This window comes from Sphingomonas sp. ABOLE (assembly GCF_003950455.1).
Classification (GTDB): domain Bacteria; phylum Pseudomonadota; class Alphaproteobacteria; order Sphingomonadales; family Sphingomonadaceae; genus Sphingomonas; species Sphingomonas trueperi.
The window spans coordinates 86,671-100,321 of the sequence record NZ_QQWY01000001.1 but is presented as its reverse complement, the minus strand read 5'-3'; the positions used below and the strand labels follow the sequence as shown (position 1 = coordinate 100,321).

Genomic DNA, 13,651 nt, shown 5'->3' with positions numbered 1-13,651 from the left:
GAGGCAGGCGCTCGGTGTAGCGATGCGCCGATCAGCCCCCGCCGATCCCCTCCACCACCTTGCCGCTACCGCCGCAGTTGGGGCACTCGCCGCCGTCAATGCGACCCGACCCGCCGCAACGGCGGCAGATGTCTTCGCCGGTGCCCGGCGTGCCCGGGGCGGCGTCGTCGCCGGGATTGAGGGGTTCGGCCATGGGTGCTGCTCCTATCCGTCGAGATGTACGGCAAGCCAAACGCTCGGCCGGTCGCGCGCGGTCCATGTCACCCAATGTTTCTGCCCGGCCTGGATCAGCAGATGGTCGCCCGGGGCCAGCCGCACCTCGGCCGAATCCTCGATCCGGATCCCCGCCGCACCTTCGAGCAGCACCACCCATTCGTCCCAGTCCTGCACCATCGGCGCCTCATCGGGCGTCGCCTGCCCGCGTGAGACGATCCGCTCGATCCGCACGCCTGGGCGCTTGAGCAGATCGGTGAACGCCTCGTCGTCCTTCGCCTCTGGCAGGTCGCGCAGCAGGTTGGCGACCTCAGGCTTGAAACGCGGCTTGGGCGGCGGTGCGGGTTTGGACTTGGGGGAAGGCTTCGGCTTGGGAGCGCGCTTCGGTCCGGGCGTGGTCTCGACCGAAATACTCCAGTCGCTCCGCATCCCGCCGCGCAAGAACCCGCGGATCGCCTCGGCATCCGCCGTCAGCCCGTCCGCCCCGACGCCGAATATCTCCGCCCCACCCGCATCCTTGAGCCCGTACCGCCCGAAGTCGCCCCCGGGCTTGCGCCGCCGCGACTTGACCAGCTTCAGCCCGCGATGCGCCGCCATCGCCCGCAGCTCGTCGTCCTGTTCCGCCACACGGCCCTCCCTTGGATTCCGGCCCCAAACGCGCCAATAGCCACGCATGCCCCGTTTCCAGTTCACCATCCACGCCACCGACGGCAAGGCGCGTCGCGGCACCATCGCCATGCAGCGCGGCGAGATCCGCACCCCCGCCTTCATGCCGGTCGGCACCGCCGCCACCGTCAAGGCGGTGAAGCCGCAAGACGTGCGCGCCAGCGGTGCCGACATCCTGCTCGGCAACACCTATCACCTGATGCTGCGCCCCACCGCCGAGCGCGTCGCCCGGCTGGGCGGGCTGCACAAGTTCATGGGCTGGGACCGACCGATCCTCACCGATTCAGGCGGCTACCAGGTGATGAGCCTGTCCGAACTGACCAAGCGCAGCGAGGAAGGCGTCGCCTTCGCCTCGCACCTCGACGGCTCGCGCCACATGATGAGCCCCGAGCGCTCGATGGAGATCCAGCGGCTGCTCGGCTCCGACATCGTCATGGCGTTCGACGAGTTGGTGCCGACCACCTCGACCCGCGACGTGCAGGCCAAGGCGATGGAGCGATCGATGCGCTGGGCCAAGCGCAGCCGCGCCGGCTTCGATTCGGGCGAGGAACATGCCGCCCGCGCTGCCCTGTTCGGCATCCAGCAGGGCGCACTCGACGAAGGCCTGCGCCAGGCGAGCGCCGATGCGCTGAAGGATATCGGCTTCGACGGCTATGCGGTCGGCGGCCTCGCGGTGGGCGAGGGCCAAGAAGCGATGTTCGGCGTGCTCGACTATGCCCCCGGCCAGCTCGACGAGACCAAGCCGCGCTACCTGATGGGCGTCGGCAAGCCCGACGACATCGTCGGCGCGGTCGAGCGCGGCATCGACATGTTCGATTGCGTGCTGCCCACCCGCTCGGGCCGCACCGGCCAGGCCTTCACGCGGGAAGGCCCGATCAACATCCGCAATGCGAAGTTCGCCGAGGACCAGGGCCCGCTCGATCCGGCCTGCGCCTGCCCGGTCTGCGGCACCTGGAGCCGCGCCTATATCCACCACCTCGTCCGCGCCGGCGAGATCCTCGGCGCGATGCTGATGACCGAGCATAATCTCTGGTTCTACCAGTCCCTGATGGCGGACCTGCGCGCGGCGATCGAGGAGCAGCGGCTCACCGCCTTCGCCAATGATTTCCGCGCAAAGTACCAGACGACAAAGGGCTGAGCCCGCAGCTTTTCCGTGACAGCCGCCGCCCTGCCCCTCTAGGCTCCGGCCAAACGGGAGAGGGGTGGCGCATGCGAGGATTCGGCATCGTTTTGGCGGCGGTGCTTGCCGTGGCGGGCCCCGCCCACGCCGCAAGCGATCCGGTGGTCGAGAAGCAGCGGCTGATCTTCCTCTCGGACATCGAGGCGGAGACCGACGACAGCCAGTCGCTGATCCGCCTGTTGCTCTACGCCAACGAGATCGACATCGAGGGGCTGATCGCCACCACCTCGATCTGGCTCAAGACCGATCCGCAGCCGGAGACGATGCGGCGGATCGTGACGGGTTATGGCAGGGTGCAGCCCAATCTGCTGCGCCACGCCGCCGGCTATCCCAGCGCCGGGCAACTGCTGGCGCAGATCCAGAGCGGGCAGCCCGGCTATGGCATGGCCAGCGTCGGCGCGGGCAAGGACAGCGCCGGCTCCGCGCTGCTGCTCCGCGCGCTCGACCGCCCGGATCCGCGCCCCCTCTGGGTGGCGGTTTGGGGCGGCGCGAACACGCTGGCGCAGGCGCTGTACACGCTGCGCGCCACCCGCAGCCCCGCCGAGGCGGAACGGCTGATCGCCAAGCTGCGCGTCTACACCATCTCCGACCAGGACGATTCGGGCGCCTGGCTGCGCCGCGAGTTTCCAAACCTCTTCTACATCGTCAGCACCGGGCCCTACAGTAACGGCAGCTGGACCGGCATGAGCACGCCGATCGAGGGAATCGACAACGGCTCGGTTTCCAACGACTGGATCGCTCGCAACATCCAGCAGGGGCATGGGGCCTTGGGCGCGCTCTATCCCGACGTCGCCTGGACGATGGAGGGCGACACGCCTTCGTTCCTCAACCTGATCCCGACAGGGCTCAGCGTGCCCGAGCATCCCGAATGGGGCGGCTGGGGCGGCCGCTACGAGCGCTATGTCCCCCGCCCCTTCCCGCCCGGCGAGACGGTCACCGGCGGCATTCCGCTTGCGCCAGAGGCGCGGCCGATCTGGACCAACGCCGACGATTCCTACACACCGATGGTGCCGACGCCCTATTCGCGGCCGGTCGCGTCGGAAAAGACCTTTCGCGGGCCGATGGTGACGGTGTGGCGCTGGCGCGACGCCTATCAGAACGACATGGCCGCGCGCATCGCCTGGACCACCCGGGCCTTCGCGGAGGCCAACCACGCGCCGGCCCCCCGCCTCGCCCATGCCGACCGGCTGACCGTCCATTCGGGCGAGAAGATCCTCCTCGACGCCTCGCCGAGCGCTGACCCGGACGGCGACAGCCTGTCCTTCGCCTGGTTTCCCTATCCCGAGGCGGGCAGCTGGAAGCAGCCGGTGCCGATCAACCGCCCCGAGAACGTCTACCGCGCCAACGCGACGGCGCCGGTGGTGGAGAAGCTCGAGACGGTACATTTCATCGTCGCGGTAACCGACAAGGGGATGCCCGCGCTTACGCGGTATCGACGGGTCATCGTGACGGTCCTGCCATCGACTGAAGGTGTCGGGCGCGGAACCTAGCGTGTGGATAGCGGCCGGGACGGAGCGCACCTTCGCAAGCCCTTAGGAACGATACGGAATTGAGCGCGGCCGTGCGCGTCCATAGGCTCTCCCGCCACGCCCGCGTCACGCGGGTGCGCGACGCTGCCGGATCGGAAACCCCATGGAAGCTGCCTTCTCCATCGACGTCGACGCTTCCAACAGCCTCGTCCGCATCACGATGTCCGGCTTCTTCGCGATGGAGGACATCGTCCGCTTCGTGGCGGCGCGGGACCAGGCGCACCGCCAACTGACATGCGCGGCCAACGCCCATGTCACGCTGGTCGACATTCGCGGGATGAAGATCCAGTCGCAGGACAGCGTCGAGTCGTTCAAGCATGTGCTGAACAATCCCAAATTCGCTTCGCGCCGCCTCGCCATCGTCGTCGCCCAGTCGCTGGCGCGGATGCAGATCAAGCGGGCGGCCAGCGACCGCGACGCCTATTATTTCGACAGCATCGAAGGCGCCGAAGCCTGGCTACTGGCGCCCGATGCAGCGGCTGTCGACGCAGCGCTCGATTCGGTAGGCCACGCCTGAGACGGACCGCGCTGGCTGGCCCCGGCAAATCGCATACGCCGCATGTCCTCCACGGCCGCAAGGGCCTATAAGCAAGGCAGGTCCCCCCGCCGACGGAGTTCCCTTGCCGCCCCTCCCGCACCCCGAGCAGCGCCAGCGGATCCTCTTCTACCTGCCGATGGTGACCAACTGGTGGTTCGTCCACATCGTCGAGCCGATGCTCCGCCGCCTCGCGGAGCGCCATGAGATCCATGTCCTCGCCCCCGCGCCTTGGCGCGGCACCGGTATCGGGCCGGAGGAACTCGCCCGCTGCGCCGATCTGCCGGACCTGCGCTGGTACATCATGGACGGCCCCGACCATCCCAGCACCCGCACCACGCCCGAGGATGCCGAGGGGCTGATCGGCTTCGTCCGCGATCTTGGCCCCGACCTGGTGCTCTGCCGCACCGCCGATCACGAGACCGTACGACACTTCCCCGGAATCGTCCGCCTGCTGATGGAAGGGCGGTACGAGCCCTTTGCACCGCCGCCGCGCTGGATCCTGCTCACCGAGCGGCCGCACGACCATGGCCTGCTCGCGGAGATGCCCCCCGTCGCAGCCGATCGCCTGCGAACGATGCTGGCCCCCGCCTGGGAACGACTCCAACATAGCCTGGCGCCCGCACCGGAAGAGCGCGCCACATTGTTCGCGCGGCTGGGCATCCCCGAGGATCGCCCGCTGCTGCTGCTGCCGCTCGAATGCGAGACCGAGGATAATTTCCTCGCGATGCACCGGCTGGCCACCAAGCCCAATGCCGCGCTGGTCCGCGAACTCGCCGCCCAGCTGGGCGACCGCTGCACGCTGGCGGTGACCAACCACCCGCTCAACGACGCGCATGTCGACGCCGCCCCGCTGATCGAAGCGGTCGGCGACTGCGACAATGTCGTGCTGCTCCCCCCGCGGATCGGCATGCACCCCGCCACGCTCGCGATGGCGCGCCACGCCGACGGCATGCTGGTCGGCGACTCGAAGACCTTTGCGCTGGCGGCGTTCTTCGGCGTGCCGATGCACCGCCATTCGCGCTTCGACAGTGGCGGCTGGCTGAACGCCTATGCAGCGCTGGAGCCGTTCGTCGCCGATGTCATCGCCGGCACTGCGCGCCGGCCGGATCCCGAGTCGGCGCGGCTATGGTTCGCGCAATATCTGCTGAACGATGGCGTCGATCCGCTCGCGCCCGAGGACGATCTGCTCGCCCGCCTCGCCCGTCCGTTTGATCCGGAGCGCTGGGAGGCCGCGCTGGCGCGGCTGGAGCGCACCCTGCCCACGCTGTTCGCGGAGGAAGCTCAGGCGAGCGGGTAGAGCGCGCCCGCCACCCAGCGCAGCTCGGCGCGGAGCACGCCCCAGGCGCGGGCGGCTGCGCGGCTGTCCATCGCCTCGATGCCGATGCCGCGCTTCTCCAGCGCCTTCACCAGGCTGAGCGGCGGCCGCACCAGTGTCGCGCCGGTGCCGAGCAGCAGGAATTCCGGCTGCGGATCCAGCGCGAAGGCGGGTTCGAGATCCGCCTCGGTCAGCTCGGCCACCGCGGGCGGCGACCATCCGTCGGCGCGCTGGGGCGTGATGATCAGCCCGTGATAGACATTCTCGTCGACCCGAAAGCCGCCGCCCGAAAAGCCCGAGATCAGCGGCCCTTCGGCGCTGCGCCGCTCGATCTTCACGTTACGGCCGCTCGCGCGGCGCCACGCGCTCGGCATTGTCGGCGATCGAGTCGGCCTTTTCGGGCTTCACGCCGGGCTTGAGGCCAAGCGTGATCAGCAGCGAGGACGAGACGTAGATCGACGAATAGGTGCCGACCACGATACCGAGCATCATTGCCGCGGTGAAGCCGCGCAGCACATGCCCGCCGAACACCAGCAGCGAGGCCAGCGCCAGCAGGATGGTGAGCGAGGTCATCACGGTACGCGGCAGCGTCTCGTTGACCGACAGGTCGATCAGCTCGCTCATCCCCATCTTGCGGTACTTGCGCATGTTCTCGCGAATGCGGTCGTCGATCACCATCTTGTCGTTGATCGAATAGCCGATGATCGTCAGCACGGCGGCGACGATGTTCAGGTCGAACACCATGCCGGTCACCGCGAAGAAGCCGAGCGTCATCAGCACGTCGTGCAGGATCGCGACCGCGGTGGACACGCCGAACTGCCATTCGTAGCGCAGCCAGGAGAAGATCGCGATGCCGATGATCGCCAGTGCCACGGCGAGCACGCCGTTGCGGATCAGCTCGCCCGAAACCTTGCCCGACACGGTGGAGTATGTCGAGAAGGTGGCGCCGGGGAACTTGGCCGCCACCGCGCCCTTCACCCGCTCGACCATCGCGTTGGTCGCGCCCGCATCGTTCGACTTGGGCACCGGCAGGCGGATGGTGACGACGTTCTTGCCGCCCATGTCCTGAAGGACCGCCTCGCCATAGCCGAGCTCGTTCACCGTCGAACGCAGTTCGTCGAGCGGCGGGGCCGAGGTGAACTTTTCCTCGATCGACACGCCGCCGACGAAGTCGACGCCAAAATTGAGGCCGTGCACCGCAACCATACCGATCGCGGCGACGGTCAGCAGCGCGGTAATCGCGAACGCGATGAACCGGATGCGGACGAAGCCGATATTGGTGTTGTCGGGTACGATCTTGAGGAGCCGCATGTCGGCGCTTCCTTAAATATGGATCTCGCTCGGGCGCTTGCGGCGCAGCCAGAGCGTGACGAGCATGCGCGTGAACACCACGGCGGTGAAGACGGAGCTGGCGATGCCGATCAGCAGCACCACCGCGAAACCGCGGATCGGGCCCGAACCGAGCACCAGCATGATCGCGCCGGCGATCGCGTGGGTGACGTTGGCCTCGAAGATGGTGCGGCTGGCTTCCTTATAGCCGAGCTCCACTGCCTGCATCACGCTGCGGCCGCGGCGGCGTTCCTCGCGGATACGCTCGTTGATCAGCACGTTGGCGTCGACCGCGGTGCCGATGGTCAGCACGAAGCCGGCGATGCCGGGCAGCGTCAGCGTCGCGCTGAGCATGCCCATCACCGCCAGGATCACCAGCACGTTCAGCGTCACGGCGATGTTTGCGTAGACGCCGAAGCGGCCATAGGTCAGCACCATGAACACCACGACGGCGACGATCGCGATCACCGATGCGGTGACGCCGGCGCGGATCGAATCGTTGCCGAGCTCGGGGCTGACGGTCGATTCCTGCACGACCTTCAGGTTGATCGGCAGCTTGCCCGAACGCAGCGCGATGGCGAGTTCGTTGGCGCTGTCCACGGTGAAGCCGCCCGAGATCGAGGCGCTGCCGCCGAGGATCGGCTCGTTGATGTTCGGCGCCGAGATCACCTTGTTGTCGACGATGATCGCGAACGGCTTCTGGGTGTTCTCGGTCGTCACCCGCGCGAAGCGCTTGGCGCCCGCGCCGTCGAGCTGGAGCGTCACGTCGGGACGGCCCTGCTGGTCGTAGCTCTGCTTGGCATCGACCAGCATGTCGCCGGTGATCATCGCGGTACGGTTGACCACGATCGGCGCGCCATTCTCATACTGGAGCAGCTGCGAAGTGACGGGGATATCCCCGCTGGCGATCTGCTGCGGCGTCACGCTGGTGTCGACCAGCTTGAATTCGAGCTTGGCAGTCTTGCCGAGCAGCGCCTTGAGCTGGCTGGGATCCTGCAGGCCGGGGACCTGCACGACGATGCGGTTGCTGCCTTCGCGGATCACGGTCGGCTCGCGGGTGCCGAGCGCGTTGATGCGCTTGTCGACCACCTCGCGCGCGTCGTTCATCGCGGTTTCGATCTGCTGCGCCAGACCCGCCTGGGTGGGGGTCAGCACGAAGCGGGTCGAATCGACGACCTGGATTTCCCAGTCGCGCTGACCGGTGGTGCCGACACCGTTGGTCATCGGCAGCAGCTTTTCGCGCGCCGCATCCACCTTGCCGGGATCGCGGACCATGAAGCTGAGCTTGCCGCCGGCGATCGAGATGTCGCCGATGTCCACGCGCGGATCGCGGCGCATCGCCAGCCGCACCTGCTCGCGCATCTGCTCGAGCTTGGTCTGCTGCACGTCGCTCGTGTCGCCCTCGAGGAGCAGGTACGAACCGCCTGCGAGATCGAGGCCGAGGTTGACGGCGGGCTTGGGCACCCAGCTCGGCCAGGTGTTGCGGAGGCTCTCCGGCACCAGGCTCGGCACCGCGAGCAGTACCATCAGGGCCAGGCCAAGCGTGATCGACCAGACCTTCCAGCGCGGGAAATCCAGCATCAGTCGTTCGCGGGCTTGGCGCCGTGCGGGCGCACTTCGGCGAGCGTCGACTTGATCGCGCGCACCTTCACATTGGGGCCGAGCTCGATCTCGACCTCGGTCTCGTCGACCTTGGTGACCTTGCCGATCAGGCCGCCGGCGGTGATCACGGTGTCGTTCTTCTTCACCGAATTCACCGCGTTCTGCAGCGCCTTCATCCGCTTCTGCTGCGGACGGATCATCAGGAAGTAGAAGACGACGAAGATCAGGACGAGCGGCGCTACCGACGCGATCCCGGCCAGAGTGCTACCCTGACCAGCCGCGCCTGCGGCCTGTGCATATGCTGGAGTGGCGAACATGGGTTCCCGAAAAGCCTGAAGTTAGGGACGCGGAATGGCCCCATTCAAGCCGCGGCCGCTACCATGCGCCGGGGTGGGGCGCAACTATAAGGGGCGGAGGGGAGATTTCCGAAACTGGACGATATTGTCCACGCTCCATCGGGGGAGAGCGTTTCCACCCCCGCCCGGGGTGTGGAGACGCTGTCGTTCGGGGGAGCGCCTAGGCGCCCTCACGGCTCACCAGCAGCTTGTCGATCTTGCGGCCGTCCAAGTCGACGATCTCGAACCGCCAGCCCTGCTGCTCGAACACCTCGCCCTCCACCGGGAGATGCTTGAACACCGCCAGCGCCAGGCCGGCGACGGTCGCATAGTCGCGGTCCTCGGGCAGATCGATGCCGAGCCGCTCGGCCAGCTGGTCCGCCGGGGTCGCGCCGGCGACGAGCAGCGAGCCGTCCTCGCGCTCGACGATGTTGGGGTTGTCGCCCGGCTCGGCGTCCGAGGCGAACTCGCCGGCGATCGCCGCGAGCAGGTTGGCGGGCGTGACGATGCCTTCGAAATGGCCGTATTCGTCATGCACCAGCCCCATCGGCACCTCGGCGTGGCGCAGCGCGGTGAGCGCGTCCATCGCATCGACCTGATCGGGCAGCACGGGAGCCTTGCGCATCAGCTTGCGCAGGTCGAGCGGCTCGCCGCGGAACAGCGCGGCGGCGATGTCGCGCGCCTGGACGACGCCGATCACTGCATCGATCGAGCCTTCCGCCACCGGCAGGCGGGTGTGCGGGGTGGCGAGCAGTTCCTCGCGAATGCCGGCACCGTCGAGACCGACGTCGAGCCAGTCGACCTGGGTGCGCGGCGTCATCACCTCGCGCACCGGGCGGTCGGCGAGGCGGACCACGCCCGAGATGATCGAGCGCTCATGCTCCTCGATCACGCCCGACTTGCTGGCCTCGGCCACGATCAGGTGCAGTTCCTCGGCGGTGACCCGATTCTCCGATTCGCGCTTGAGGCCGAGCAGGCGGAACACGAGCCCGGTCGACGAATCGAGCAGCCACACGATCGGCGCGGTACCCCAGGAGAGCCAACGCATCGGCAGCGCCATTGCGGCAGCGATCGGCTCGGGTGAGCGCAGCGCGAACTGCTTGGGCACCAGTTCGCCAACCACCAGCGAGCCGTAGGTCGTGAGACCGATGACCAGCGTGATCCCCAGCGTGTGCGCCAGCCCCGCGGAAATACCGAGTGCCTCGATGCGCTGCCCCACCGGCTCGCCCAGGCTGGCGCCAGAATAGGCACCCGAGACGATCCCGATCAGCGTGATGCCGATCTGGACGGTGGAGAGGAACTTGCCGGGATCCTCGGCGAGCTCGATCGCGGTCTTGGCGCCGCGGTTGCCGAGCCGGGCCAGCGCCTCCAGCCGCGCCGGGCGGGCGGAGACGATCGCCAGCTCAGACATGGAGAAAATGCCGTTGATCGCGATCAGCACGAAGATGATCGCTACGTCGATCCAGGGAAAAGGTGCGCTCATGGTGCACCGCCCTCATATCCCCACCGGCGCCCCCTTCACAACCTTTTGCGGTGCAAAAGCCGAATGGGCTCAGCGGCGGGCGCGAAAGAAGGCGCGCAGCACCGCGCCGGCCTCGGCCTCGCCGATGCCGGGATAGACCTCCGGGCGATGATGGCAGGTCGGCTGGCCGAACAAGCGAGGGCCGTGTTCGACCGCACCGCCCTTGGGATCGCTGGCCCCGTAATAGAGCCGGGCGATTCGCGCATGGGCGATGGCGCCCGCGCACATCGCGCAGGGCTCGAGCGTGACCCACAGGTCGCAATCCTCCAGCCGATCGCGGCCGAGCAGCGCCGCCGCCGCGCGAATCGCCAGCATCTCGGCATGGGCGGTGGGATCGTGGAGCGCGCGCGGGGCGTTGGCCGCGGTGGCGATCACCGTGCCCTGCCGCACGATCGCGGCCCCAACGGGCACCTCGCCCTGCTCGGCCGCGGCCTGGGCGGCGGCGAGCGCGGCACGCATGGGAGGGGGCAGAGGGAACATCGCGCCCGGCTTAGCGACCGCACGCCGCCCGGTCACGCCCTGCTCAGGCGGCGGCGGGCTCCGGACGGCGGAACAGCCGCCAAAGTGCGTAGCCCGCCCCCGGCAGGAAGCCGAGCACGGTCAGCGCGCAGGCGATCTGGAAAGGGCGGCCGGCGCCCTCCTCCAGATAGACGCCGAACGGCGGCAGCAATGCCGCGGCCGCGATTCGGCTTGCGGACGGGGTCACTTTGCCGACGCCGCCGTCGGCTCCGGCGCCTTCTGTACGTCGATGGTCGGCAGCTTTACCTGCTTGTCCTTCATCTCGACGGTGGGCACGCGCACCGTGCTGTTCGATTCGCCGACCGAGACCTTGCCCGTCTCCGCCGCGACCGTGGGCAGCTTGCCGCCGCGCACATCGACATTGAGAAAGCCCAGCGCGATCAGCACCACAGCGACCAGCACCAGAATTCCCAGCAGCCCCAGGATTGCGCGCATCCCAATCTCCTCCTATCGTTTCACCTGCCCAACGCCCCGGTGGCGAGCAGGTTGCGCGCATTCCGCCGTGAATCGGTTGACTGCGACGCGCATCGACGCTAACAGCGCGGCCTTTCCGGCTTACCGCCCAACTCAGGATTTGAAGCGATGTCGCGCATTTGCGAGCTGACCGGCAAGGGCCGGCAGGTGGGACACAATGTTTCCCACGCCAACAACAAGACCAAGCGCACCTTTCTGCCCAACCTGCAGAACGTGACGCTGATCTCGGATTCGCTCGGCAAGAGCATCCGTCTCCGCGTCTCGACGCACGGCCTGCGTTCGGTCGAGCATGTCGGCGGCCTGGACAACTGGCTCCTGAAGAGCAGCGACGACGATCTGTCGCTGCGCGCCCGTCGCCTGAAGCGCGAAGTGCGCAAGGCGACCGCCGGCACCGCCGAAGCGGCCTGATCTCTCTTCAGATCAACGGTTTGGCCCGCTACTGCACGGCAGTGGCGGGTTTTGCCGTGTCTGGCGCCTGGGAAAGCCGGGCCTAGAGGTCCAGCCGAAACTTGAGCAGCAGCGTCTGCTGCCACCATTGCTCATTGTCATCCGAGATCATCCACAGCACCAGCGAATCGCCCTCGCGCTGCACCGCCAGCCCTTCGAAATTGTCGTGCTGGAACGGCGGGGAAAAGCCGGCGAGCTCGGTCCCGTGCAGCACCTGCCCGGCCCTGACGCCCCGGATATCGACGAGTTCGATCTTCACGGTGAACAGCGTGTCCAGCGCGAATCGCCGCACCAGCACCAGCAGCCGTCCGTCGGGCAGCACCGCCGCGTCGCTCGGATCATAGCCGTCGGGCGGCACATAGGCGAAATGGATCGGCTGCGGATTGCCGATGGTGGGATCGCCGGGAAACAGCAAGATCTCGCGCTGATCGACCGAGCCGCCGCGCGGTCGCGCGGTCTCGCCGATCACCAGAAACCGACCGTCGGCGAGGCGCACCATCGATTCGGCGCCGCCATTTTGCGGCCAGCGCTTCATCGCTCGCGGATAGGCCTTGCCCTGCGTGACACGAAAATCGCGATCGAATCGGAAGATCGCGTTGTGCGATTCGAAGCCGACCCAGCATTCTCCGGTAACCGGATCGCGCGCGAGCGACTCCGAGTCGCGGTCGCCCTTGAAGGCGCTGGTGCCGGGGCCGCCGGGAAGGTCGGCGAATCGAATCTCAAACGGCCGCCAGTCCGCTCCCATGCGGAACCGGACCAGATTGCCGCGATCACTGAGCAGGGTGAACCGGTCGCCCACCACATTCAGTGCGGAATAGCCGGAGAAACCCAGGTCCGGGCTGCTGAGCCGCACCCCACCCAGATAGCGCAGGCGCCCGATTCGCTGCCGCGCCGGGTCGCCCGGCACCAGGGGCACGCGCGCCGCGTGCATCACCGGGTCGGCGCCCAGCGGCGTTCGCAATTCCTTGCCCGATGCAGTGAGGAACAGGATCGACAGCGCCAGCGGCGGATAAGCGAGGAAGCGGAGCCGGAAGCGCATCCGCCCCTCTTAGCGGCTGCCGCGCCGCCCGCCAGTGCTGCAGGTGCGAAGATGAACGGCGAATAACCAAGTCGTTCAGCGTTCGCTCAAGGGAACCGCTCTATCCAGAACGGGTTGTACGCGTACAGTTGCTCTCGCGTAGCGTATCGAGAGACGTTGGGGGTCGGCACCGCAAGGCGCCGGCCCCCTTGTTCGTTCAGTACATGTGCTGCCCGCCGTTGATCGACAGCGTTGATCCAGTGACGAAGCCGCCCTCCTCCGCGCAGAGGAAAGCCACCGCGCGCGCGATCTCGTGCGCCTGGCCCAGCCGACCGACCGGGATCTTGGCCACGATCTTCTCCAGCACGTCCGTCGGCACCGCCGCGACCATGTCGGTATCGATATAGCCCGGGGCGATGGCGTTGACGGTCACGCCGAATCGCGCACCTTCCTGCGCCAGCGCCTTGGTGAAGCCGTGGATGCCGGACTTGGCGGCGGCATAGTTGACCTGGCCGTACTGGCCCGCCTGGCCGTTGATCGAACCGATATTGACGATGCGGCCCCACTTGCGGGTGCGCATGCCCGGGAACACGGCGTGCGCCATGTTGAAGCAGCCGCCCAGATTGATGCGGATCACGTCTTCCCACATGTCGCGCGTCATCTTCAGGATGGTGCCGTCGCGGGTGATGCCGGCATTGTTGACGACGATGTCGACCGGGCCCAGCTCAGCCTCGACCTGTGCCACACCGGCGGCACAGGCGTCGAAATCGCCCACGTCCCACTTGTACGCCTTGATACCGGTGCGTTCGGTGAAGGCGGCGGCCTTCTCGTCATTACCGGCATAGTTGGCGGCGACGGTGATGCCGGCCTCCTTGAGCGCCAGGCTGATCGCCTCGCCAATACCGCGGGTGCCGCCGGTTACGACCGCTACACGTGCCATGTGCATTCCTCTCCAATCAAACCC

Annotated in this window: 17 protein-coding genes; 5 read left to right on the top strand and 12 right to left on the bottom strand. The window is 67.7% G+C overall.

Features of this window, described 5'->3' with window-relative positions:
- Positions 1–31: 31 nt before the first annotated feature.
- Together CA234_RS24195 and CA234_RS00490 are read right to left on the bottom strand one after the other, a co-directional pair.
- Complete coding sequence (locus tag CA234_RS24195) at positions 32–193, bottom strand: hypothetical protein (protein WP_164521667.1); 162 nt, start codon at positions 191–193, stop codon at positions 32–34.
- 11 nt (positions 194–204) lie between these two features.
- Entirely contained in the window at positions 205–840 is a 636-nt protein-coding gene (locus CA234_RS00490) for a cupin domain-containing protein (protein WP_241213117.1), read from the bottom strand.
- A 46-nt stretch (positions 841–886) separates the two neighbouring features.
- Here CA234_RS00490 and tgt point away from each other — a divergent pair, with 46 nt between their 5' ends.
- The 4 genes from tgt to CA234_RS00465 all read left to right on the top strand — a co-directional run bounded on the left by tgt (position 887) and on the right by CA234_RS00465 (position 5,423).
- Positions 887–2,017, top strand: a complete 1,131-nt coding sequence (gene tgt, locus CA234_RS00480; protein WP_125976019.1) for a tRNA guanosine(34) transglycosylase Tgt — start codon at positions 887–889, stop codon at positions 2,015–2,017.
- 71 nt (positions 2,018–2,088) lie between these two features.
- A complete protein-coding gene (locus CA234_RS00475; protein WP_125976021.1) occupies positions 2,089–3,549 on the top strand; it encodes a DUF1593 domain-containing protein in 1,461 nt (486 codons plus the stop codon).
- 142 nt (positions 3,550–3,691) lie between these two features.
- Positions 3,692–4,105, top strand: coding sequence for a hypothetical protein (locus CA234_RS00470; RefSeq protein WP_125976023.1), 414 nt, complete (start codon positions 3,692–3,694; stop codon positions 4,103–4,105).
- 103 nt (positions 4,106–4,208) lie between these two features.
- Positions 4,209–5,423, top strand: coding sequence for a hypothetical protein (locus CA234_RS00465; RefSeq protein ID WP_125976025.1), 1,215 nt, complete (start codon positions 4,209–4,211; stop codon positions 5,421–5,423).
- On the opposite strand, the gene CA234_RS00460 is transcribed toward CA234_RS00465, so the two are convergent.
- The 8 genes from CA234_RS00460 to CA234_RS00425 form a co-directional block, all read right to left on the bottom strand.
- Positions 5,408–5,779, bottom strand: a complete 372-nt coding sequence (locus tag CA234_RS00460; protein WP_126000621.1) for an Mth938-like domain-containing protein — start codon at positions 5,777–5,779, stop codon at positions 5,408–5,410. The two genes, CA234_RS00465 and CA234_RS00460, sit on opposite strands and share 16 nt — an antisense overlap.
- A 1-nt stretch (position 5,780) precedes the next feature.
- A complete protein-coding gene (gene secF, locus CA234_RS00455; protein ID WP_125976027.1) occupies positions 5,781–6,752 on the bottom strand; it encodes a protein translocase subunit SecF in 972 nt (323 codons plus the stop codon).
- A gap of 12 nt (positions 6,753–6,764) precedes the next feature.
- Positions 6,765–8,351 carry a protein translocase subunit SecD gene (secD, locus tag CA234_RS00450; RefSeq protein WP_125976029.1) on the bottom strand — a complete coding sequence of 529 codons (1,587 nt, stop codon included), beginning with the start codon at positions 8,349–8,351 and terminating at the stop codon, positions 6,765–6,767.
- Positions 8,351–8,689: a preprotein translocase subunit YajC gene (yajC, locus tag CA234_RS00445; protein ID WP_125976031.1), complete on the bottom strand. Its 339-nt coding sequence runs from the start codon at positions 8,687–8,689 to the stop codon at positions 8,351–8,353. The genes secD and yajC overlap by 1 nt, the downstream gene beginning before the upstream one ends.
- A gap of 199 nt (positions 8,690–8,888) precedes the next feature.
- Complete coding sequence (locus CA234_RS00440; RefSeq protein WP_125976033.1) at positions 8,889–10,190, bottom strand: hemolysin family protein; 1,302 nt, start codon at positions 10,188–10,190, stop codon at positions 8,889–8,891.
- 69 nt (positions 10,191–10,259) lie between these two features.
- Positions 10,260–10,688 (bottom strand): nucleoside deaminase, encoded by a 429-nt coding sequence (locus CA234_RS00435; RefSeq protein WP_125976035.1) that lies wholly within the window; start codon positions 10,686–10,688, stop codon positions 10,260–10,262.
- Positions 10,689–10,752: 64 nt separating this feature from the next.
- Complete coding sequence (locus CA234_RS00430) at positions 10,753–10,935, bottom strand: YqaE/Pmp3 family membrane protein (protein WP_125976038.1); 183 nt, start codon at positions 10,933–10,935, stop codon at positions 10,753–10,755.
- Positions 10,932–11,183: a hypothetical protein gene (locus CA234_RS00425; RefSeq protein ID WP_125976040.1), complete on the bottom strand. Its 252-nt coding sequence runs from the start codon at positions 11,181–11,183 to the stop codon at positions 10,932–10,934. The genes CA234_RS00430 and CA234_RS00425 overlap by 4 nt, the downstream gene beginning before the upstream one ends.
- Positions 11,184–11,330: 147 nt before the next feature.
- Here CA234_RS00425 and rpmB point away from each other — a divergent pair, with 147 nt between their 5' ends.
- Complete coding sequence (rpmB, locus tag CA234_RS00420) at positions 11,331–11,630, top strand: 50S ribosomal protein L28 (RefSeq protein ID WP_093296900.1); 300 nt, start codon at positions 11,331–11,333, stop codon at positions 11,628–11,630.
- Positions 11,631–11,712: 82 nt separating this feature from the next.
- Here rpmB and CA234_RS00415 read toward each other — a convergent pair whose 3' ends face one another.
- Positions 11,713–12,708 (bottom strand): esterase-like activity of phytase family protein, encoded by a 996-nt coding sequence (locus CA234_RS00415; RefSeq protein WP_125976042.1) that lies wholly within the window; start codon positions 12,706–12,708, stop codon positions 11,713–11,715.
- A gap of 196 nt (positions 12,709–12,904) precedes the next feature.
- Positions 12,905–13,627, bottom strand: a complete 723-nt coding sequence (gene phbB, locus CA234_RS00410) for an acetoacetyl-CoA reductase (RefSeq protein ID WP_125976044.1) — start codon at positions 13,625–13,627, stop codon at positions 12,905–12,907.
- Positions 13,628–13,651 lie beyond the last annotated feature (24 nt).